Origin of the sequence: Rufibacter radiotolerans (genome assembly GCF_001078055.1) — a bacterium.
Lineage (GTDB): Bacteria > Bacteroidota > Bacteroidia > Cytophagales > Hymenobacteraceae > Nibribacter > Nibribacter radiotolerans.
This window is the reverse complement of record NZ_CP010777.1, coordinates 1,601,847-1,622,494: the sequence shown is the minus strand read 5'-3', so window position 1 is coordinate 1,622,494 and position 20,648 is coordinate 1,601,847. Positions and strand designations below refer to the sequence as shown.

Here is a 20,648-nt window from a genome sequence, read left to right as displayed (position 1 = left end):
TATGTACATTGCTCTGATCAGCGTTATCCTTTTCCTTTGCGTGCTGTTGATATTGGTGGTTTTGTCCCAAAACTCCAAAGGTGGTGGGTTGTCCAGCCAGTTTGGCGGCGGCGGTACCAGCCAACTGATGGGTGTGAAACGCACCGGCGACCTTTTAGAGAAACTGACCTGGGGTTTCGCCATCGGGATCATTGTACTTACGTTAGCCTCCCATACCTTAGATTTAGGGGTTGCAGATGACAACCGCAGCGTGAACGAGCAACGTGCCGGCCAAGGGGCGCCTATCGCCCCTGCTCCTGCCGCTGCCCCGGCCGCTATTCCGCAGGAAGATGCTGCCACTACGCCAGCCCCCGCTCCCGCAGATTCTGCCAACTAAGAAGAAAAACAGTTCTAAGGAACACCCTTTATTGGAGTCCGGACCCACAAGGTCTGGACTCTTTTTTTTGCCCTTTCCATTTTGAGCCTGTTTTGGGAAAAACGGCCCTAAAACAGAATTTGCCGGCGAAAAGCTGACAAATTTTACCTTGGCGCTGAGGGTGTGTCAGGCTGGTGGTCAGCAATGTCAGGCTGAAAGCCGCCAAAATGCGGCAAGATGGCAGACTTCTGTATTTGGCACAAGAATCGCTAGTTGCCTTACCGTCTTACGGGCAGTAAATGCCAGAGACAATAATCGTTAAATTCATCTAATCTTATAACAAACCTATGGCCTTAGATCTAAAACCATTGGCAGACAGAGTAATTGTATTACCTGCTGCGGCTGAAGAAAAAACCAAGTCTGGTATCATCATCCCTGATACTGCCAAAGAAAAACCACAGCGCGGCGAAGTAGTAGCTGTTGGAGAAGGCAAAATCTCCGACCAAGGTGTTTTAGTTAAATCACAATTGAAAGTGGGCGACCAGGTATTGTACGGCAAATACGCCGGTACTGAAATCTCTCTGGACGGGTCAGATTACCTGATCATGCGCGAGTCTGACATCCTGGCGGTCCTTTAATCTTAAATCTTATCATCAACCATAATCTATCATAAGAAACTATGGCATCTAAAAACATCACTTTCGACATCGAAGCCCGCAATAAGATTAAAAAAGGCGTAGATACCCTGGCCAACGCCGTGAAAGTAACCTTAGGCCCTAAAGGCCGCAACGTTATCATTGACAAGAAATTCGGTGCGCCTAGCATCACCAAAGACGGTGTTACGGTAGCCAAAGAAATTGAACTGAAAGACCCGGTGGAAAACATGGGTGCTCAGTTAGTGAAAGAGGTAGCCTCCAAAACCGCCGATATGGCCGGTGACGGTACTACTACTGCCACTGTCCTTGCCCAGGCCATCTACACCGCCGGTTCTAAGAACGTGGCCGCTGGAGCCAACCCAATGGACCTGAAGCGTGGTATTGACAAAGCCGTTCACAAAGTAGTAGAGAACCTGAAGCTTCAGTCTAAGAAGATTGAGAACTCCTCTGAGATTGCCCAGGTGGGTACTATCTCTGCCAACAATGACGTGGAAATTGGCCAGATGATCGCTGATGCCATGGACAAAGTAGGTAAAGACGGTGTGATCACCGTTGAGGAAGCCAAAGGTACTGAGACTGAGGTAAAAACCGTAGAAGGAATGCAGTTTGACCGCGGTTACTTGTCTCCTTACTTCGTGACCAACCCAGAGAAAATGGAAGCGGAGTTTGAGAACGCGTACATTCTGATCTATGACAAGAAGGTTTCTACCATGAAAGAACTGCTTCCGGTATTGGAGCAAGTGGTACAGACTGGAAAAGCTTTGGTAATTATCTCTGAAGACGTAGACGGCGAAGCCCTTGCTACCCTGGTAGTGAACAAACTGCGTGGTTCTTTGAAGATTGCCGCTGTTAAGGCTCCAGGCTTTGGAGACCGCAGAAAAGCCATGTTGGAAGACATCGCAATCCTGACCGGTGGTACCGTGATCTCTGAAGAGCGCGGTTACAAACTGGACAACGCTACCTTAGACTACTTAGGTCAGGCGGAGCGTATCATCATTGACAAAGACAACACTACCATTGTAAACGGTAGAGGCGAGAAAGACGGCATCACTGCCCGTGTCAATGAGATCAAGTCTCAGATTGAGAAAACCACCTCTGACTATGACAGAGAGAAACTTCAGGAGCGTCTGGCCAAATTATCTGGCGGGGTAGCTATCCTCTACATCGGGGCTTCTACTGAAGTTGAGATGAAAGAAAAGAAAGACCGTGTGGATGATGCCTTACACGCAACCAGAGCTGCCGTTGAAGAAGGTATTGTTGCCGGTGGTGGTGTAGCCCTCATCAGAGCTATTGACGCCCTGAACGACGTAGATACCCGCAACGAAGACGAGAAAACCGGCGTGCAGATTATCCGCACCGCTCTGGAGTCTCCTTTGAGAACGATTGTGGCCAACGCCGGTGGCGAAGGATCAGTGATCGTGAACGAGGTTCGTGCCGGTAAGGCTGACTACGGTTACAACGCCCGCGACGACAAGTTTGAGAACATGTTTGCCGCTGGTATCATTGACCCAACTAAAGTAACTCGTTTGGCTTTAGAGAACGCTGCTTCTGTGGCTGCCTTGTTGCTGACGACCGAGTGTGTGATTGCTGACGAGCCTGAAGAAGGTGGTGCTAATGCCGGTGGCGGAATGCCAGGCGGTATGGGCGGTATGGGCGGCATGATGTAATCTGCCCCTTTCCATTAAACATATAAAAAATCCCCGGCCAGATGGTCGGGGATTTTTGTTTAAAGGCCATTCTGTTTTGAAGGTATTTTCTGGAAAACGGCCTTAAAACAGGATTTTACTACAAGACTTTGATCTTTATCTTAATGTCATGCGGGGCTGTTTCATCTCCGCCAAAATACGGGTAAAGCTGGTAGCCTTTTCCTTCGCCGCTGCAGCCTCTTTCGTGCTCCACCGTCTTGTCCCCTATTTTGTAGATATACTTCCCGTCTGCCAGGGTAAGTTCACAGGTATAGGTCTTCTTCAGGTCAATAGCGGTGATAAAGGTAGAGGCGTTTTTGCCGGCTTTGTAGGAATAGGCGTGCAACTCTAACTGGTTGTTATACCAACGCCACCCAAAGCGGGCGCTGTTCTCATGGTGCAGGGTACTGCAGTCGGCCATGCCGTACAGTTTGTTGATGTCTGCCTGGTTGCCGGGGTCTTTGGTGGCGTAGATGGCGGTAGAGTCAAACCTGACTTCAAACTTCACCTTGCTGGTATTCAAAAACTTGAAGGGGTTGGTGGTTTCGTGTCCGCCGGCGTTAATAGAATAGATGGTTCCTTCTTCTGCCGCTGCTTCTTTGGGGGCAATAACCTCTTCCTCCTCTTCACCTGTACAGGAAAGAGCCAACAGGGCTAATGAAAGCAACACAAGGCGCTTTCTCACAAAATAAATCATGGGATTAGTAGAGTTGTTTTATAGAATAGAATTTAGGAAATAGAATTATTCAGGAAGCCAGCCAAAAGCCAGCTGAATTTATTATTTATATCTTATTAAGAATCAGCTACAAATATAGTTTACAAAGAATCAGGTTCATAGCACATATTGTATAAATCTTCCATGGTTCCTTTGAACACATTCAGGTCCAGGTTGCCTTTCACGCCTTTGAGTTTTCCGTTCTCTGTGTGTTGCCAGAAGACCCAATTATGGTTGGCCAGCACGTGGTTGTTTTCAGGGCTGTAGTGCGCGACCCAGAGCGGGTAGTCATCAAAATGCCCGGCCAGGTGCTTTTCATAGAAGGCGTAGTTGGTATAAATGATGGGCTTGATGTTGTACTCCTCTTCCACCATGTCCAGCCACAGCTGCACCCCTGCCCTTATTTCCTCGTCGGGCTGGTGGTTGGTTACCTCCACGTCCAGTACCGGGGGAAGGTCGCCGGCCTCCAGCTTTACCCGGTCTAGGAAATTACGGGCCTGCTTTTCGGCGTCTCTGGCTGGAAGAAAAAAATGGTAAGCCCCCCGTAGCACGTCATGCTTCTTGGCCTGCTTCCAGTGGCGGGCAAAGTAGCGGTCCTGGTGCGTGATGCCTTCGGTGGCCTTGATAAAGGAAAAGGCTATCTTCTGGGCCTTGACCTGCTTCCAGTCTATCTGCCGGTTATGGTGGGATATATCAAGCCCTACTATCTCAAACCCGCTGGGGGAGAATTTGGTCAGGGAATTGGTATTGGTGGCCTCCTCTACCTTGTGCCGGAAGAAGGCAAGCCGTCCGCCCTCTTTGTAGTACTCAATGGCCAGGCAAAGCAGAATAAATCCCAGAATACCCAGAGTAAGCGGTTTCCACCAGGTACCCTGAGGGGCCGGTTTCTTGCGGGGGCTGGGTTTACGGGGACGTTTGGGGGTGCTGGAAGCCACGAAGAATCAACTGAGACGGTAAAACGCAGAAACAGGACCTGCCACGCAACAGCACTCCCCTTCCCACTCTTCAAAAATACCAAATCTTTTTGGCAAACCGAGCACTCGCCCATCTGCCCTAAAAAAGAAAGCCCCACCGGCCTGGACCGGTGGGGCTTTATAAGAATGAAGGTCAAGCACTTAGGCTCCTCTTCCGTGCATCATGTACAACAACTTCTTGGCCAGGGCTACCAGCAGTAAGCCAGCCGCAATCACAAAGCCTGAGATCAACCCAAACACCTGCAAGGGTCCTAAGATCTCTACATAGGCGGCAATATACCCACCGGCAATCTGCGCCACGAACGGCGCCAGGAACCATACCCCCATCAGCATAGACGTATAGGCCAGCGGAGAAAGGCGTGACACCATGGACAACCCGATTGGTGACAAGCAAAGCTCGCCAATAGTATGGAAGAAATAGGTGGCAATCAGCCAGTAAATGCCAGCTTTAATTGTTTCATCCTCCACGTTCCCTCCTCTTTCCATAACCGCACCTACCATGAACAGGAAGCCAAGACCCAACAGGATCATGCCCAAGCCCATTTTAACGGGAATGCTCAGGTCTTTGCCTCTTCTACTCAAGTATAACCACAGGTTAGCCGTCAAGGGCGCGAAGGCCACAATAAACAAAGGATTCACAGACTGGAACCAGGCCGTAGGAATCAGGAACCCGAACACCTCACGGTCAATGTATTTGTCTGTATACAAAGAAAGCGAAGAACCTGCCTGCTCAAAACCTGCCCAGAAGAACACTACAAACAGCGTAATGATAAAGATCACAGCCATTCTATCGGTTTCTTCTTTGGTCAAAGGTGTTTTCACCACCGGGTTGTTCTTGTCAACCTTGCCGTCTGGCCTTACCCCTACTTCGCCCAGATACTTAGGCGCTAACAGGTTGAAGGCAATCTGCCCGATCACCATACCAATACCAGCCGCCAGGAACCCGTAACGGAACCCGTACTGGCTAACCACTGTGATGCCATCTACCACGGTTTTAGTGGCGAAGATGTCCTCTGCCAGGATACCGCACACCAAAGGAGCCGCAAAGGCGCCCAGGTTGATACCCATATAGAAAATGGTAAAGGCCGCGTCTCTGCGGTGGTCTCCCTGCTCATACAACTTGCCCACAATGGCAGAGATGTTGGGCTTGAAGAAACCGTTACCAATAATGATTAACAAAAGGCCCACCGCGGTCATCATAGGAATACCCATAATGGCACCCATGTTGGTCATATCTGGCGTAGAGAACAAGGAGAACTGGCCCAATGCCATTAAAACCCCGCCTATTAGGATAGAGCGCCTCTGCCCAATATATCTTTCAGCCAGCCAGCCCCCAATGATGGGCGTGAAATAAACAAACCCGGTAAAGTAGCCGTAAATGAGGTTACCGGTAGACTCCGCTATGCCCAGTCCGCCCGCTACTGCTGCTTTGGTTAGATAAAGAATAAGAAGTCCACGCATTCCGTAGTAGCTGAACCGCTCCCACATCTCGGTGAAAAACAAAAGGTACAACCCCGGAGGATGCCCTTTCTTGATAGTTGCGTCTTGCATGTGTACTTAAGGGTTTTTCGTAAAAATTGTTCGTTTGGCTGTGTTTTACAAAGAATACATGAAAGTAAATGTATCACCTTATATGCATTTATTCAAATATGGCCCCTTTTAAATAAAGCCCGCAGGTATATTTAAGACCCGGTAAAAAACAAACAACCGTTAGCTATAGTTATTATTTGAGCTTTTTTATAATTTTGCAAATCGGGTTTCTAAAACACCGGCTCATTTTGAAATTTTAAAAATTAAAGCTTCCTTTATGAAAGAATTTGGCAAGCATTCTAGCACCATGGATTTAAGTAGCTTAGGTATTTCACAAGCCCAGGAAATTCTCTGGAACCTTACTCCGGCTGAATTAGTGGAAGAAGCCTTGAAGAATGGGGAAGGCTTTCTGACCGATACCGGTGCCCTCATGTGTGATACCGGTACTTTCACGGGCCGCTCGCCCAAAGACCGTTTTGTGGTGAAAGACGCAGAGACCGAGAACTCTGTGTGGTGGGGAGATGTGAACATTCCCTTTGAGCCTGCCAAATTTGAGGCGCTGTACCAGAAGATGATTGCCCACCTGGCCAACACCAAGCTGTACGTGCGTGATGCCTATGCCGGAGCCCACCCCCAATACCGCCTGAATCTACGGATCATCAACACCCAGGCGTGGCATAACCTGTTCTGCCATAACATGTTCCTTCGGTTATCTGAAGAAGAAATTGAGCAGCACGTCCCGGATTTCACCATCATCAATATCCCCGAGTTCCTGGCCGACCCTGCCGTAGACGGCACCCGTCAGGCCAACTTCGCCATCATCAACTTCTCCCGTAAGCTCATCTTGTTAGGCGGGACCGGGTATGCCGGTGAAATGAAGAAAGGCATTTTCTCAGTCCTGAATTACCTATTGCCTCACAAGCGCAACGTCCTGTCTATGCACTGTTCGGCTAACGTGGGCAAGGACGGGGACACCGCTATTTTCTTCGGATTATCCGGTACCGGTAAAACCACCCTGTCCGCGGATCCGCACCGCGGCCTCATTGGTGACGATGAGCATGGCTGGGACGAAGACGGCATCTTCAACTTTGAGGGAGGCTGCTACGCCAAGATCATTGACCTTACCCGTGAGAAAGAGCCGCAGATCTATGACGCCATCCGTTTTGGGGCCATTGTAGAGAACTCGCGTTTCATCCCGGGCACCCGCACCGTAGACTTTACAAACAAAACCGTAACCGAGAACACCCGCACGGCCTACCCTATTAACCACATAGACAACGCCATTGAGCCGTCCAGGGCAGGAAACCCACAGAACATTTTCTTCCTGACCGCCGATGCCTTTGGGGTGCTGCCTCCTATCTCCCGCCTGAATAAAAGCCAGGCCATGTACCACTTCATCTCTGGCTATACCGCCAAGGTGGCAGGTACCGAGGTGGGCATTGTTGAACCACAAACTACCTTCTCGGCCTGCTTCGGGGCGGCATTCCTTCCGCTGCACCCCACCACCTACGCCGAGATGCTGGGCAAGAAAATGACCGAGAACAATGTGAACGTGTGGCTGGTGAACACCGGCTGGACCGGCGGCGTGTACGGCGTAGGTTCCCGCATGAAATTGGGCTATACCCGGGCCATGATCACTGCCGCCCTTAACGGTGAACTTCAGGACATGCCCTTCCACAAGCACCCGGTGTTTGGCGTGGAGATGCCAGATTCCTGCCCTAACGTGCCGTCTGAAATCCTGAACCCGCGTAACACCTGGTCCAACAAAGACGCCTATGACCATAAAGCCAATGAACTGGCGGTCGCCTTCATCAAAAACTTCAGCAAGTACTCAGATTACGCCAACCAAGAGATTCTGGCCGGTGCCCCTGAGGCCGTGGTAGAAGTGTAAGACTTTAATTATTTCCTTCAACCTTATTAAAGCCTTCTATTTTATAGGAGGCTTTTTTTATGGAGACCGTGGCGCTGAGCGTTTTTCGCTTATTTTTGGGAAAACAGGCGTAAAACAGAAACCGCATGCATCTTTTCTTCACCCCAGACCTTACCCCTTCCAGCACCTCTTACACCCTGTCTGAGGAAGAGTCAAAGCACTGCGTCCGGGTGCTTCGGTTAAACCAAGGCGATGCCGTGACGCTCATCGATGGCCGGGGTGGCTGGTATGAAGCAGAGATTGCGGAGCCCAACCCTAAAAAGACCCGCCTCAACATTTTAAAGCATACCCAGGATCCTTTCCAGCGGGCCTATAAAATACATGTGGCGGTGGCCCCTACCAAGAACATAGACCGCATAGAATGGTTTGTAGAGAAGGCCGTGGAGACGGGCATTGATGAGATCACGTTTCTGCAGTGCGCCCGCTCAGAGCGCAAAGCCGTGAATATGGACCGCATAGAGAAGATAGCCGTCAGCGCCATGAAACAGTCCATGAAGGCCCAATTGCCCACGCTCCACCCCTTGACCCGCTACACAGATTTTCTTGCTCAGCCACAGGAAGGCCAGAAGTTTATCGCCCATCTGGTGGAGGGACTGGAACGGCATTCCCTGGCCAGGAGCGTTTCCGGGCCAGAAACGTACACCATTTTGATTGGCCCCGAAGGCGACTTCAATCCGGAGGAAGTGGCGCAGGCGCTGCAGGCAGGCTACCAACCCGTCACCCTGGGCCAAAGCCGTTTGCGCACCGAGACCGCTGCCCTGGCCGCCTGTCATACCATTCACGTTATGTTAGACGTTTAACGTTTTAGGCTTCTTTTCTGAAAAACAATGCAAAAACGGCTCTTCCTTTGGGGTTTAATCATTTTACTGGCCACGGCCACGGCTTGGGTGCAACGGCCCAGCTTCAGGATTGCGCGCCTCAAATACGGGGGCGGTGGCGATTGGTATGCCAACAAAACCTCCCTGCCCAACCTCATCTCTTTCTGCAACCGGGAGCTGAAGGCCAACATAGCATCCCAGGAAGAAAGCGTGGAGCCAGGCAGCCCCGAGCTTTTTGACTACCCCTTCGTGCACATGACCGGCCACGGCAATGTGATCTTCACCCCCGCCGAGGTCCAGAACCTCCGCAAGTACCTCACTGCCGGCGGCTTCCTGCACATAGATGACAATTACGGCCTGGACAAATTCGCGCGGCGCGAGATGAAAAAGGTGTTCCCAGAACTTGATTTCATTGAACTGCCCTTCAACCACCCGGTGTACCACCAGAAATTCAACTTCCCCCGCGGCCTGCCCAAGATCCATGAGCATGATAACAAACAGGCCCAGGGCTTCGGGATTATTTACCATGGCAGGTTGGTGTGCTTTTATTCTTATGAATGTGATCTAGGCAACGGTTGGGAAGACCAGTCGGTACACAATGACCCCCCGGAGAAACACCAGGCCGCCTTGCGGATGGGGGCGAATTTGATATCTTACGCCTTAACTAACTTTTAACTGTTACAGACTCACTCGGTTTCCATGAGAATTCTTTACACGCTGGTGCTTCTTTTTTCCGGAACCGTAGTTTGGGCCCAAACCTTTACCCCACCCGTTTTCCCAGTCTCCGGAAAAAGCACCCAGAACTTTATTCTTCCCAACTGGCACCTAAAAACCAGCAGCCAGGGAGACCTGAACGGCGACATGGTGGCAGATTTGGCTTTGGTGATGGAACTGAAAGATACCCTGCAAGAACTCAGGCCAGACGGAACCACCAACCTAGGGAGCCCGCGCGTGCTCCTGATTCTGTTCAAAGACCCGCAATCCGGCTTTTACAAAAAGGTGTCCCAACACAACACGTTTATCCTGCGCCACGGCGAAGGCGCCATGGAACCCGAGCCCTTTGGGCAGATCAGTATCAAGAACCGGGTACTGGATGTTTCCTTTGAATACCTCAGGAGCCATGCGGCCTATAAATTCAGATACCAGCAAAATGAGTTTAAGCTGATTGGCGCTACCACGGGTGGGGTTTCTGGGGAACAGGTGGAAAAATGGGACTTCAATTTCTCCACTAATAAGGCACTTCATGAGTGGGGTGGCACCTCAGACCAAAAGCTTAAGCACGAATGGAAAGCCGTGCCGGTTACCCAGCTAAAAAGCCTGCAAGATCTGCTTATGCCCCAATCATGGGAGGTGTTGCCGAACGTCATTATTTAACCTCTTTTTAATCAGATTAAATAAGAGCCTAGCGAAAGGCTTATTACATTTTGGGCCTGTTTTCCTGAAAACAGCCTCAAAGCAAGAATTTTTATGCGCCTTCGCCTTAAAATGTAAACCCTTGTTTTCTAAACTCCCCGCACTTTTTTTGTATTTTTGAGGTTAGAGCCCTTAGGGTTTTGGCAACAGCGCATGGAATTAGCAAGATTAGAGATCAAGGGCTTTAAGAGCTTCGGTGATAAGGTCACCATTAACTTTGACAGTGGCATTACGGGTATTGTAGGGCCAAACGGCTGCGGCAAGTCTAACATCGTGGATGCCATCAGGTGGGTACTGGGTGAGCAAAAGACCCGCAACCTGCGCTCAGACAAAATGGAGAGCGTGATTTTCAACGGTACCAAGAACCGGAAGCCCCAGCAACTGGCCGAGGTATCGCTCACGTTCAACAACAACAAAGGCATCCTGCCCACCGAGTACTCGCAGGTGACCATCACCCGCCGCTACTACCGCAGTGGAGAGAGCGAGTACCTGCTCAATAACGTCACCTGCCGCCTCAAAGACATCAATGACCTTTTCCTGGACACGGGGATCGGGTCGGACTCCTACGCCATCATTGAGCTCAAGATGGTGGACGATATCCTCACCGACAAAGACAATTCTCGCCGCAACCTGTTTGAGGAAGCGGCCGGTATCTCCAAGTTCAAGGTGCGCAAGAAGCAGACGCTCAAGAAATTGGAAGAGACCGATGCCGACCTGGAGCGCGTGGAAGACGTGCTGTTTGAGATCAGCAAGAACCTGAAAAGCCTGGAGCGCCAGGCCCGCACCGCCGAGCGCTATATTTCCCTCAAAGACGACTACAAGAAACTAAGCCTGGAATACGCCCGCCGTAACATTGGCCACCATCAAGAGGCCTTAGAGCGTCTGGAGAATGAGTTGAAGAAAGAAACCGAACGCAAAGGCGGCTACTCAGAAGAACTAACTATTCTGGAAGATACCCTGCAGGAGCAGAAAACGCTGCTGGACCGCACCCAACTGCAGCTGCAGAACACCCAGAACGAAGTGCATGAGCACACCAGCCAACTGCGCCAACTGGAGAACGAGATCAAGATCAAGAACGAGCGCAACCTCTATCTGCAGGAACGGGTGAAGACGCTCAACCAGCAGATTAACCAGGACACCACCAACATCACCCAAACCGAGAACAGCCTGGGCCAGCTGCAGAATGACCTGGAGCAGGTGCAGGAAGAACTGCTTATCTCTGAAGAGCAATTGGGCATGACCAAGAAGGAGATGGAGCACGTGAACGGCCAGAAGTCGGCCTTACAACGCGAGCTCCAGGAAAAATCGGTAGCCCAGCGCCAGGTCCAGAACGAGGCCTTCACCCTGAACAAGAGCATTGAAATCACGCAGATGCAAATCCAGGGCCATCGCCAGGAACTGGAGCGTTTGCAGCAGATGGAAGGCCATGAAAATGAAATCGCCCAGCAGCATGAATCGGCGTTAGCCGAAACCCAGAGCCTGCTGCAAGATGCCCAAGCCAACCTGATGCACCTGCAGGAGACGGAAAACCTGTTGCGTGAGGAAATGACCAATACGGAAAACACGTTGCAGGAATACCGCCAGCAACTCATTGACCTGAACCGGGAACTGGACGCCAAGAAGAACCAGTACCACCTCATGAAGTCCCTGGTGGACAACCTGGAGGGGTTCCCCGAGGCCATCAAGTTTCTCTACAAGTCTGAAAATTGGGCCAAGCCAGCCCCGCTCCTCTCTGATATCATCTCCTGTGAGCCGGAGTACAAGAACCTGATTGAGACCTACCTGGAGCCGTACATGAATTTCTTTGTGGTAGACTCGGCCACCGAGGCCGTGGAAGCCATTGAGCTACTAAAAGAAGAAAACATGGGCCGCGCCAACTTCATCATCCTCTCTGAGGTAGAAGAGATGGAAATTCCGGCTACCTTAAGCACCCCTAAATACAAGGCCGCCCTGGAAGTGGTGGCCTCTGAGGAGAAATACCACCCGCTGCTGCGCTACATGCTCAATGAGGTGTACCTGAGCGAAACCTCAGACACCGAGCTTTTCCTGAGCGACGGCCGCACCTATATCCTCACAGATGGATCGGTGATCAAAAAGCCGTTGAGTTTGTCAGGCGGTTCGCTGGGCTTGTTTGACGGCAATCGCCTGGGCCGCAAGCAGAACCTGGAGATACTGGCCGAGGAACTGGAGACCTTGAAAGAGGACCAGGAAAAGATGAAGATCCGGATCAGCACCTTGCAGCAGGTTTTGCAGGGGCAGAAGGAAGGCACGCAGCAAGACCTGATCAGATTGCAGGAACGCGACATCAATGCGCTGCAACAGGAACTGGTGAGCCATAAGGTACGCTATGAGCAGTTCCTGCTTAACCAACAGAACCAGGCCGGCAAGAAAGACGAGCTGTTTGAGAAAGTGCAGGAACTTGGCGACAAACTGGCTGAGCTCCTCCCCGACTCTGAAAGTAAAAACCTAGCCCTCAAAAGCTTTGAGCAGGAACTGGCCGGTTTAGGCCAGGTGCTGGAAAAACAGAACGAGATCATTACCGAGGTGAGCGCCATCTTCAACCAGGAGAACATCAAGTTCCACCAGTTAAAGAACCGCCTGCAGAGCATACAACAGGAACTGGCCTACAAGCAGAAAACTGTCATGAACCACCAGGAGCGCCTGGTGCAGTTGCAGGACGAACTGAACCGCGCCGAGGACGAGACCGTGGCCCTGACCCAGTTTGTGGAAGACCAGAGCCAACTGCTGGAAGAAGGCATGGTGGCCCGCAAGGAGCTGTCCAAAGAACTGGAGGAGGTGGAGAAAGCCTATTTCCAGCTGCGCGGCGAGATTGACGAGAAAGAGAAAGCCATTAGAGAACTGCAGCGCAAAAAGGAGAATACCGATGAGGTCTTCCAGAGCATGCAGCAGGCCATCACTGATACCCGCATCAAACTGGTGTCTGTGATTGAGCGCCTGTCGGCGGAGTTCAACATGAGCCCCGAGGACCTGTCTGAGGCCCCTACTGAGAAACTGGAGATCAGCAACGAGGAACTGAGCCAGCAGGTGCATGCCATCAAGCAGAAGCTGGACAACGTGGGTCCGGTGAACCCCATGGCCGCCGAGGCCTACGCCGAGATTGAGACCCGCCACCAGTTTATCCTTACGCAGAAAAATGACCTGGTAGATGCCAAGCTGCAGCTGCTGGATACCATTGCCGAGATTGACACCGTGGCCAAGGAGAAATACCTGACCGCCTTTGACCAGATCAAGGAGAACTTCATGCGCGTGTTCCGGTCCCTTTTCACCGAGGAAGACACCTGCGACCTGTACATTGCTGATCCAAGCAACCCGCTGGAATCTAAGATTGAGATCATGGCCCGCCCCAAAGGCAAGCGTCCGTTGACCATCAATCAGCTGTCCGGGGGAGAGAAAACTCTTACGGCCATCTCGCTGTTGTTTGCCATCTACCTGCTCAAGCCGGCGCCGTTCTGTATCTTTGACGAGGTAGACGCCCCGCTGGATGACGCCAACATTGACAAGTTCAACAACATCGTAAAGAAGTTCTCTGGTGACTCGCAGTTCATTGTGGTTACCCACAACAAGCGCACCATGGTCTCCACCGATGTGATCTACGGCATTACCATGCTGGAGGCCGGGGTATCCAGAGTTATCCCGGTTGACTTGCGGGAACTGGCTCCGGAGCCGGAAACCGTGGCTGCCTTGTCGGCTTAAATTACCAGGGAAAGCTAGGCTGCGTTTTAGGCCTGTTTCTCTAAAAGTAGGCCCAAAATAGAAAAGCCGTTGCTCAAATATGAGCAGCGGCTTTTCTATTTTGGGCTTTCGCCTTAGTAGGAGTTTTCATTTGCAACCTAAACTCCGGTGCTCCACCCAAGGGCAACCAAAAGGGACTACCCTGTCCTGTTCCATGCGGAGTGAGCCGCCTAGAGACAAGGCATGCCTTGTCTCTACAATGCCGGACATTGAAGACAAAGGGAATCAGAAGTTAGCTAGGCTACGACACAATTAACAAAAAATCGTTTCGGGGCTGTTTTTGCAAAAACAGCCCCGAAACGATTTTAATAAACTTTTGAGGTTTTCTTATCTAACGCCCTGGCTGGGGTACTTGGGCGTAACGGTGCGGTAAAAGGCCAAGATCTTCTCCATGTCGGCGTCAAAGTCTCCGGTTGGGTAAATGGCTGGTCCTATGCCTGCCTCTTTTTTAGCGTAATCCAAGTAGCCCAGCATGATGGGCACGCCTGCGCCTACGGCTGTGTGGTAAAAGCCTTTTCTCCAGCGCGGCTGGTATTTGCGGGTGCCCTCAGGGGTCACCAGCATGACCAAGTGGTCATTATGCTTGAAGAGATCAACCATGGCGGCTACCAAGTTGTTGTTCTTTTTGCGGTCTACCGGAATAGCGCCCATGGCTTTCAATAGTGGCCCTACCGGAAAGAAGAAGGCTTCCTTCTTAATAGTCAGTTTCACGGGTACCTCCATGAGGTAAAAGGCGGCACGGGCAAAGACAAAGTCCCAGTTACTGGTATGCGGAGCGGCAATCATAATGGCCTGTTTAATGTTAGGCGGCATGCCCCCTTTCAGTTTCCAACCAGCAAGTTTGAAGATTACCTTAGATATTGCCTTTCCAATCATAAATTTTTAAACGGATTTAAATACAATTATACAAAAAAACCAGCGTAAAGCTGGTTTTCAATTCTTAGTTATGATAAGCTATAATTTAAACTTCCGTTCCTGGAAGAGGTAAATCTGGATACCTATGTTCAGCAAAGGCCCCAATTCTGTTCTCTTAGACTTGGCCTCAGATTGGTTTATTTCTTCATAGTAAGAGAACAGCAAGGCCGGTTCTACCGCTACCTTGGGGTTAATGAAAATGGCATACCCCACGCCAGCCCTAAACTCATGGGCCTCCTTTTTAGTGCTACCAGGTTTATTGATCTTCCCTATGGCCGCACTACCTTCGCCAAAAATACCATTGTCTAAATAATAACGCGCAAAAGGCCCGGCTAATGCAACAGTGCTATTGGTGCCTGCCTGGTCTTCCATCTGCAGGCGTTCATGGTTCACCGAGGCTCTTATCCCCAGGGCCACATCGTCCCAGACAAAGTACCCTACTTTCCCGTCCAGGGAGAAATTCTGCTTATTGCCCGTTATTTTATCGTCAATTCTGGTCTCTGAGACTCTGCTGTAGGAACCGGCCACGCTTCCACCTACCATCACGGAATGTTTGATCACCTTGGCCGGGATCAAAAAACCTCTGTTTTCCTGGGCTTTTACCTGGGTAACCCCCAGCAATAATAGACCTGCGTAAAGTAACTTTCTCATACAGTTATCAATTAGGTGGAATAATACCTTTCGCCTTATACGATTCTAAATATCGTAAAAAGTTAATTTTTCAAATTAAAGAATGGTATTATTTATATATACAGAAATTATTTATTTGGCAGATACAGTGCCTTTATTTCTGTTGATAGGGATAACGTGTGTTCATACCCGATAGTATATAGTTCCTGCGCTTTGTTTAGGGCATAAACCGGGTATTCTTTCAGCAGGGGTGGCTCCAGGAAGAGGTCACAGAGCGCAAGTCGCTGTTGCACATTGGCTAAGATGGCCAGATGGAAGATCCTTTCCGTGACCTGTCTGATGTTTCTGATGTTGGCTTTGCGGTGCGTGGGGTTCACGTGCACGCCTATAACTTTTTCGCACTCGCCCTTCAGGCATTCCACCGGGAAGTTGTTCAGGATCCCGCCGTCCACCAGCAACCTATTGCCATGGGAAAGCGGTTTGAATAGAATGGGAACCGCCGACGATGCTTTCAAGGCTTCTACCAGAGAGCCTTGTGAAAAATAGACAGTGCACCCCTCTACCAGGTCCAGGGCCGAGATGATGAGCTTAATAGGGAGTTCCTCAAAAGAGGTGCCGCCCAGGTATTCTTCAAAGAGTTTATGGAGTGGCTGCGTTTGCAGAAGGCCAGTGTGCAACGCAGGCCTGAATAGCCGCTGCACCGAAAGGTCTGAGATGATCCTGAGGATTTCTGTCGGTGGGAAACCGGCCGCGAAAAAAGCCCCGGCAATAGCTCCGGAGCTTACCCCGGAAATGGCAGTGATGGGCACTCCTATTTCCGTTAAGGCCTGCAGTACCCCTAAATGGGCCACGCCGCGGGCTGCCCCGCCAGACAAGCAAAGCCCTACCGTATACATTATAAGTCAGCGAAGCGGAAGGTTTGGTCTACCCGCACACCCTTCTCGGTCATTTTCACGGTGCAGCACTCATGCTGGGCATCATGCTCAAAAAACAACACCCATTGTTCCTCGGCCGCCCGGTTCAGGAAAATCTCTTTCTCCTGCAGCGTAAGCAAAGGGCGGGTATCATAACCCATCACGTAGGCCAACGGCAAGTGCCCCACCGATGGCAACAGATCTGCCACAAAGCAAACCGTGCGGCCTTTATATTGTATGCGGGGAAGCATCATTTTATCTGTGTGACCATCTACATACGTGAGGTCAAAGCCCGGGAAGAACTCTTCCTGGCCCACGGGCACAAAATTCAGTTGGCCGCTTTCCTGGATAGGTAAAATATTCTCCCGTAGGAAACTGGCTTTCTCCCGGGGGTTAGGCACGGTGGCCCATTGCCAATGGTCTTGGTTGCTCCAGTAGTTGGCGTTAGGGAAAACCGTTTCCAGAGAGCTACCGTCTTTGCCGTATTTCACAGATCCGCCGCAGTGGTCAAAGTGCAGGTGGGTCAGGAAAACGTCTGTGATATCTGCGTAGTCAAAGCCGGCGGCGCGCAAGGATTTCTCCAGTGAGTTATCTCCGTGCAGGTAATAATGGCTGAAGAATTTGGCGTCTTGCTTGTCCCCTATCCCGGTGTCAATTAAAACCAGCCGGTTACCGTCCTCAACCAAAAGGCAGCGCATGGCCCAGGTGCAGAGGTTATTCTCGTCTGCGGGATTGGTCCGTTGCCAGATGGTTTTGGGCACCACGCCAAACATGGCGCCACCATCCAGTTTAAAGTTTCCGGTATTGATTGGGTACAGATTCAAAGCCATGGCTTGCTGCAGTTTTTGCCTGTTTTAAGAAAAAGAGCCTATAAATGGGTTATTCCTCTTCTACTACGCCCATTTCACTGAACTTCTCTATGCGTTGCATAATGCGGTCTTCCGGAGAGATGGCTTCCAGTTCTTCCAAAGTAGAAAGAATCTTTTTCTGGAGCAGCTTCATCATTTTCTCTGGGTTCACGTGCGCGCCGCCCAGGGGCTCCTTGATGATACCGTCTACCAGCTTGTTGCCCAGCATGTCTTTGGCGGTTAGTTTCAGGGCCTCGGCAGCCTGCTCCTTGAAGTTCCAGCTGCGCCATAAGATAGAAGAGCAGGACTCCGGGGAGATCACCGAGTACCAGGTATTTTCCAGCATGAACACGCGGTCGCCAATGCCAATACCAAGGGCTCCACCCGAAGCACCTTCACCTATAATAATACAAATCACGGGTACCTTGAGCATGAACATCTCTTTCAGGTTACGCGCAATGGCTTCTCCTTGCCCTCTTTCTTCGGCCTCCAGGCCTGGGAAGGCGCCGGGGGTATCAATAAGAGTAACAATGGGCTTGTTGAATTTCTCAGCCAGCTTCATAAGGCGCAAGGCCTTGCGGTAACCCTCTGGGTTGGCCATCCCGAAGTTACGGTACTGGCGCTCCTTGGTATTACGCCCTTTCTGCTGCCCTATGAACATGACGGTCTGGCCTTCTATCTGGCCAAAACCGCCCACCATGGCTTTATCGTCTTTTACATTTCTGTCACCATGCAATTCTATAAAAGAAGAAGTTATTCCTTTAATATAGTCTAAGGTATACGGCCGGTCTATGTGGCGGGACAGCTGCACGCGCTGCCAGCGGGTTAGGTTGGCATAGGTCTCCTTTTTGAGGGACTTTATCTTTTCCTCCAGTGCCTGTACCGCCTCACTCACGTCTACCTGACTTTCAGAAGCCAATTTTTTCATTTCGGCTAGTTTCCCTTCCAGGGAAGCGATGGGTTGTTCAAAATCTAACAGCATAGGTATGCCCCTTATGTTTTGCTAAAGTGTGACTACAAAGGTAAACGAAACTTGCATAGTTTAGTAATGCGAGTTTTAGCTAGTTTTTTGGAAATTTTTTGGTTTGAGAATGAAGCGGTTACCCTGTAAAAGGGCTTTCTTTTGCTTTTTTTTAGCGTTAGTTATTGTGTGGTAACATTAAGCCCCCCATATTTGCATCATCAAACAGGGCAAATGGCCTTGCAAGAAAGTTGGTCCGGTAGTTCAGTTGGTTAGAATGCCGCCCTGTCACGGCGGAGGTCGCGGGTTCGAGTCCCGTCCGGACCGCAAAAAGCCCTCTCTTAGGAAACTGAGAGAGGGCTTTTGCTTTCTATCCCCTTATGGGTTTGCAGTTGCATGCGTTTTAGGGCTGTTTTCTGAAAAACAGGCTTAAAACAGAAGAGCCTCACATTTTTTTTAGATTTACGAGCGGCATTGTTGCATCCTAAATTTTAAGTCTACATATTTGCACCATCAAAACGGAACAGCAGGTTCTGGATGATTATTGGTCCGGTAGTTCAGTTGGTTAGAATGCCGCCCTGTCACGGCGGAGGTCGCGGGTTCGAGTCCCGTCCGGACCGCTAAAAGCCCTCTCTTAGGAAACTGAGAGAGGGCTTTTGCTTTTACAGACTTCCCCATTCAAGGGACCCGCTCTCCAACCCTCCTGTTGTAATACCCCTTTTCTTTCAGCCTCACTTATCTTCTGGTTACTAAAAGCCTTTAAGAACAATTTGGTTTAGGATATTCTAAAAATAACCACCCTGCCCTATCTTGCAGCAGAAGGCAAATAGTAAAGTTCAACAAGTCTTTTTAGGGGTGCCGGACTCTTTTCTTTGGCAGTACCCGTACATGCAAGCAGCCTTCTTCCTTATTTTATCTTAACCTTACCTCATTTATGCACGGCTTTATAGTTCTGGAGTTAGAGAAATTTATCATGACCCAGTATGGCTTTACAGCCTGGAACGCCATTTCAAAACAGGCCAATGCGGCTGAGATCTCCATAGATGCCAACCAGGTTTATCCAGATGCTATGGTGTTTTCTTTAGTGAATGAGGCGGTAGCGTATACCCAAACGGAGCCTGACACCTTCCTGGAAAAGTTTGGAATTGCCTTGGTGCCCAACCTGCTCAAAGTGTATAAAGCCTATATTGACCCTGCCTGGAAAACGCTGGATATTCTGGAATACACTGAAAGCACCATGCACCACACGGTCCGGACCAATAACCCTAACGTAACGCCGCCCGTGCTGGAAATAACCCGCAGATCTGCCAAAACAATGGAGATCATTTACCGGTCAAAGCGCAATATCCCCCAACTGGGCTTGGGTATTATTAAAGGTATTGCCGCGCATTTTGGGGAATTACCCAGGCTTTATATTACCCTCACACCCTGCGCTGATGAAGAAGCTTATAGATTTGACATTGAACTTTCAACCTAATAAGAACAAGTAATTAAGAGTTAGTTATTGATTTATTATGAGGTAATGAAAGTCATTAAGCACTACTTTATATACCTTTTTAAATAAGGTCATTTCTAAAACAATAACGGTCACCACCTTTTTAATTAGTCATGTACCAAACAGAGAAGCCAGGGAAAGGTAATTTCCCTGGCTTCTCTGTTTTCATTTCAACCACCTTACTCGTCTTGGTTTTCTCCTACAGGGAGTTGCCGAAATTCTCAAAGCTTCCGTCTGAATAGAACAGAATCACCTTTACCAGTTGCTTTTCTTCTGAGGGATTGGGAATGAGGGGAGCAGAAGTAGCACTTTTGATTTCTTGCACTTTTTCTTTCCGCTCTGGTTTCTCATCGCTGTCCTTAGCAGGCTCGGGCTTGGAAGTCACCTCCAGGTTCTTAGAAGATCCTGGTTCTAATCCTTTTAGCATTGCGCCTTCCCCGAGCATTAACCAAGCAGGGGATATCTCCGGAAACCTGGCTAAGATTTTCTGCACCACCTCCAAGCTCGCCTTATTTCTAGCCGAAACCACGTGGCTGATGACAGGTCTTGCAATGCCTATTTCATCGGCGAAGGCAGCTGGACCTAAGCCGCACCATTGAAGGATTTCTTTGATTCTGGGTAAAAGTTCTAGCACAGAATAAATGATTAATACCTGACCTTAATGTAAACAAGCGAATTTGACAAAGAGAAAGCTGTGGATTACTAACGCGAACCAATAGAAGAACCACTTACCTTTACAAGGCTAAACTACCTTATTACTAGCAGTTTATATCAATATCCCACTCTTCCACTAATCTTTTTCTAAATGCAATTTAACAAAATTAAACCCAGTTTACATTTGTTATACAAATGTAAACTGGGTTTAATTTTGTTTGTTCTTCCTTTTTAACCACTTCTTGAAGCCCCGCTTCTACATAACTTACTCATTGGCTGTTGGCTAAATCCTCATATTTGATTCTGCCAGAGTGGCACCTCCTATTTCCTGAATCTGGACCAGCCATTGAATGGAAATTTCTCTTGCTCCAAAGCCTAGTTGCGTTTTGCATGTAGCCACCT

The 20,648-nt window shown here is 49.8% G+C and carries 18 protein-coding genes, 2 tRNA genes and 1 pseudogene; 11 read left to right on the top strand and 10 right to left on the bottom strand.

From position 1 onward, the window contains the following. Position 1: 1 nt before the first annotated feature. The 3 genes from secG (at position 2) to groL (ending at position 2,678) form a co-directional block, all read left to right on the top strand. Positions 2–376, top strand: coding sequence for a preprotein translocase subunit SecG (secG, locus tag TH63_RS06770; protein ID WP_048920283.1), 375 nt, complete (start codon positions 2–4; stop codon positions 374–376). A 326-nt stretch (positions 377–702) separates the two neighbouring features. Continuing rightward, positions 703–993 (top strand): co-chaperone GroES, encoded by a 291-nt coding sequence (groES, locus tag TH63_RS06765; protein WP_048920282.1) that lies wholly within the window; start codon positions 703–705, stop codon positions 991–993. 41 nt (positions 994–1,034) lie between these two features. Further along, positions 1,035–2,678, top strand: coding sequence for a chaperonin GroEL (gene groL, locus TH63_RS06760; protein WP_048920281.1), 1,644 nt, complete (start codon positions 1,035–1,037; stop codon positions 2,676–2,678). 118 nt (positions 2,679–2,796) lie between these two features. Here groL and TH63_RS06755 read toward each other — a convergent pair whose 3' ends face one another. The 3 genes from TH63_RS06755 to TH63_RS06745 form a co-directional block, all read right to left on the bottom strand. Continuing rightward, a complete protein-coding gene (locus tag TH63_RS06755) occupies positions 2,797–3,381 on the bottom strand; it encodes a hypothetical protein (protein WP_231583560.1) in 585 nt (194 codons plus the stop codon). Between the two features lie 131 nt (positions 3,382–3,512). Next, positions 3,513–4,346, bottom strand: a complete 834-nt coding sequence (locus TH63_RS06750; protein WP_048920280.1) for a glycoside hydrolase family 25 protein — start codon at positions 4,344–4,346, stop codon at positions 3,513–3,515. A 180-nt stretch (positions 4,347–4,526) separates the two neighbouring features. Beyond that, positions 4,527–5,936 (bottom strand): peptide MFS transporter, encoded by a 1,410-nt coding sequence (locus TH63_RS06745; protein WP_048920279.1) that lies wholly within the window; start codon positions 5,934–5,936, stop codon positions 4,527–4,529. A 256-nt stretch (positions 5,937–6,192) separates the two neighbouring features. On the opposite strand from TH63_RS06745, the gene pckA reads away from it, so the two are divergent. The 5 genes from pckA to smc all read left to right on the top strand — a co-directional run bounded on the left by pckA (position 6,193) and on the right by smc (position 13,790). Beyond that, positions 6,193–7,806, top strand: coding sequence for a phosphoenolpyruvate carboxykinase (ATP) (gene pckA, locus TH63_RS06740; protein ID WP_048920278.1), 1,614 nt, complete (start codon positions 6,193–6,195; stop codon positions 7,804–7,806). Positions 7,807–7,931: 125 nt separating this feature from the next. Then, positions 7,932–8,645 (top strand): 16S rRNA (uracil(1498)-N(3))-methyltransferase, encoded by a 714-nt coding sequence (locus TH63_RS06735; protein WP_048920277.1) that lies wholly within the window; start codon positions 7,932–7,934, stop codon positions 8,643–8,645. 27 nt (positions 8,646–8,672) lie between these two features. Continuing rightward, positions 8,673–9,338, top strand: a complete 666-nt coding sequence (locus tag TH63_RS06730) for a DUF4159 domain-containing protein (RefSeq protein WP_048920276.1) — start codon at positions 8,673–8,675, stop codon at positions 9,336–9,338. A gap of 24 nt (positions 9,339–9,362) precedes the next feature. Then, positions 9,363–10,037 (top strand): hypothetical protein, encoded by a 675-nt coding sequence (locus TH63_RS06725; protein WP_048920275.1) that lies wholly within the window; start codon positions 9,363–9,365, stop codon positions 10,035–10,037. A gap of 192 nt (positions 10,038–10,229) precedes the next feature. Next, complete coding sequence (gene smc / locus TH63_RS06720) at positions 10,230–13,790, top strand: chromosome segregation protein SMC (RefSeq protein WP_048920274.1); 3,561 nt, start codon at positions 10,230–10,232, stop codon at positions 13,788–13,790. Between the two features lie 366 nt (positions 13,791–14,156). On the opposite strand, the gene TH63_RS06715 is transcribed toward smc, so the two are convergent. From TH63_RS06715 to TH63_RS06695, 5 genes are all read right to left on the bottom strand, one after another. After that, positions 14,157–14,705: a 1-acyl-sn-glycerol-3-phosphate acyltransferase gene (locus tag TH63_RS06715; RefSeq protein ID WP_197088649.1), complete on the bottom strand. Its 549-nt coding sequence runs from the start codon at positions 14,703–14,705 to the stop codon at positions 14,157–14,159. Between the two features lie 78 nt (positions 14,706–14,783). Next, positions 14,784–15,395 carry a hypothetical protein gene (locus TH63_RS06710; protein ID WP_156180443.1) on the bottom strand — a complete coding sequence of 204 codons (612 nt, stop codon included), beginning with the start codon at positions 15,393–15,395 and terminating at the stop codon, positions 14,784–14,786. A 107-nt stretch (positions 15,396–15,502) separates the two neighbouring features. Continuing rightward, entirely contained in the window at positions 15,503–16,270 is a 768-nt protein-coding gene (locus TH63_RS06705; protein ID WP_048920272.1) for a patatin-like phospholipase family protein, read from the bottom strand. After that, the gene (locus tag TH63_RS06700) at positions 16,270–17,112 is read right to left on the bottom strand and encodes an MBL fold metallo-hydrolase (protein ID WP_048922635.1); all 843 of its coding nucleotides are present in this window, start codon (positions 17,110–17,112) and stop codon (positions 16,270–16,272) included. The genes TH63_RS06705 and TH63_RS06700 overlap by 1 nt, the downstream gene beginning before the upstream one ends. Before the next feature lie 55 nt (positions 17,113–17,167). After that, entirely contained in the window at positions 17,168–18,118 is a 951-nt protein-coding gene (locus TH63_RS06695; RefSeq protein ID WP_048920271.1) for an acetyl-CoA carboxylase carboxyltransferase subunit alpha, read from the bottom strand. A gap of 232 nt (positions 18,119–18,350) precedes the next feature. On the opposite strand from TH63_RS06695, the gene TH63_RS06690 reads away from it, so the two are divergent. The 3 genes from TH63_RS06690 (at position 18,351) to TH63_RS06680 (ending at position 19,574) form a co-directional block, all read left to right on the top strand. Then, positions 18,351–18,424: transfer RNA gene (locus tag TH63_RS06690), tRNA-Asp, on the top strand. Between the two features lie 219 nt (positions 18,425–18,643). Further along, a tRNA-Asp gene (locus tag TH63_RS06685) sits at positions 18,644–18,717 on the top strand. Between the two features lie 314 nt (positions 18,718–19,031). Then, positions 19,032–19,574 (top strand): heme NO-binding domain-containing protein, encoded by a 543-nt coding sequence (locus tag TH63_RS06680; RefSeq protein WP_048920270.1) that lies wholly within the window; start codon positions 19,032–19,034, stop codon positions 19,572–19,574. Positions 19,575–19,791: 217 nt separating this feature from the next. On the opposite strand, the gene TH63_RS20665 is transcribed toward TH63_RS06680, so the two are convergent. Then, a complete protein-coding gene (locus tag TH63_RS20665; protein ID WP_231583559.1) occupies positions 19,792–20,019 on the bottom strand; it encodes a hypothetical protein in 228 nt (75 codons plus the stop codon). Positions 20,020–20,049: 30 nt separating this feature from the next. After that, a pseudogene (locus tag TH63_RS20905) lies at positions 20,050–20,226 on the bottom strand (helix-turn-helix domain-containing protein); the annotation flags it as partial. Positions 20,227–20,648 lie beyond the last annotated feature (422 nt).

What these genes read in the sequence shown, in the direction of transcription:
- TH63_RS06735 (WP_048920277.1), top strand. Translation starts at nt 7,932, where the DNA reads ATGCATCTTTTCTTCACCCCAGACCTTACCCCTTCCAGCACCTCTTAC.
- TH63_RS20665 (WP_231583559.1), bottom strand. Translation starts at nt 20,019, where the DNA reads ATGCTAAAAGGATTAGAACCAGGATCTTCTAAGAACCTGGAGGTGACT.
- smc (WP_048920274.1), top strand. Translation starts at nt 10,230, where the DNA reads ATGGAATTAGCAAGATTAGAGATCAAGGGCTTTAAGAGCTTCGGTGAT.
- groL (WP_048920281.1), top strand. Translation starts at nt 1,035, where the DNA reads ATGGCATCTAAAAACATCACTTTCGACATCGAAGCCCGCAATAAGATT.
- TH63_RS06680 (WP_048920270.1), top strand. Translation starts at nt 19,032, where the DNA reads ATGCACGGCTTTATAGTTCTGGAGTTAGAGAAATTTATCATGACCCAG.
- TH63_RS06730 (WP_048920276.1), top strand. Translation starts at nt 8,673, where the DNA reads ATGCAAAAACGGCTCTTCCTTTGGGGTTTAATCATTTTACTGGCCACG.
- TH63_RS06725 (WP_048920275.1), top strand. Translation starts at nt 9,363, where the DNA reads ATGAGAATTCTTTACACGCTGGTGCTTCTTTTTTCCGGAACCGTAGTT.
- TH63_RS06710 (WP_156180443.1), bottom strand. Translation starts at nt 15,395, where the DNA reads ATGAGAAAGTTACTTTACGCAGGTCTATTATTGCTGGGGGTTACCCAG.
- TH63_RS06745 (WP_048920279.1), bottom strand. Translation starts at nt 5,936, where the DNA reads ATGCAAGACGCAACTATCAAGAAAGGGCATCCTCCGGGGTTGTACCTT.
- TH63_RS06695 (WP_048920271.1), bottom strand. Translation starts at nt 18,118, where the DNA reads ATGCTGTTAGATTTTGAACAACCCATCGCTTCCCTGGAAGGGAAACTA.
- pckA (WP_048920278.1), top strand. Translation starts at nt 6,193, where the DNA reads ATGAAAGAATTTGGCAAGCATTCTAGCACCATGGATTTAAGTAGCTTA.
- TH63_RS06715 (WP_197088649.1), bottom strand. Translation starts at nt 14,705, where the DNA reads ATGATTGGAAAGGCAATATCTAAGGTAATCTTCAAACTTGCTGGTTGG.
- secG (WP_048920283.1), top strand. Translation starts at nt 2, where the DNA reads ATGTACATTGCTCTGATCAGCGTTATCCTTTTCCTTTGCGTGCTGTTG.
- TH63_RS06705 (WP_048920272.1), bottom strand. Translation starts at nt 16,270, where the DNA reads ATGTATACGGTAGGGCTTTGCTTGTCTGGCGGGGCAGCCCGCGGCGTG.
- groES (WP_048920282.1), top strand. Translation starts at nt 703, where the DNA reads ATGGCCTTAGATCTAAAACCATTGGCAGACAGAGTAATTGTATTACCT.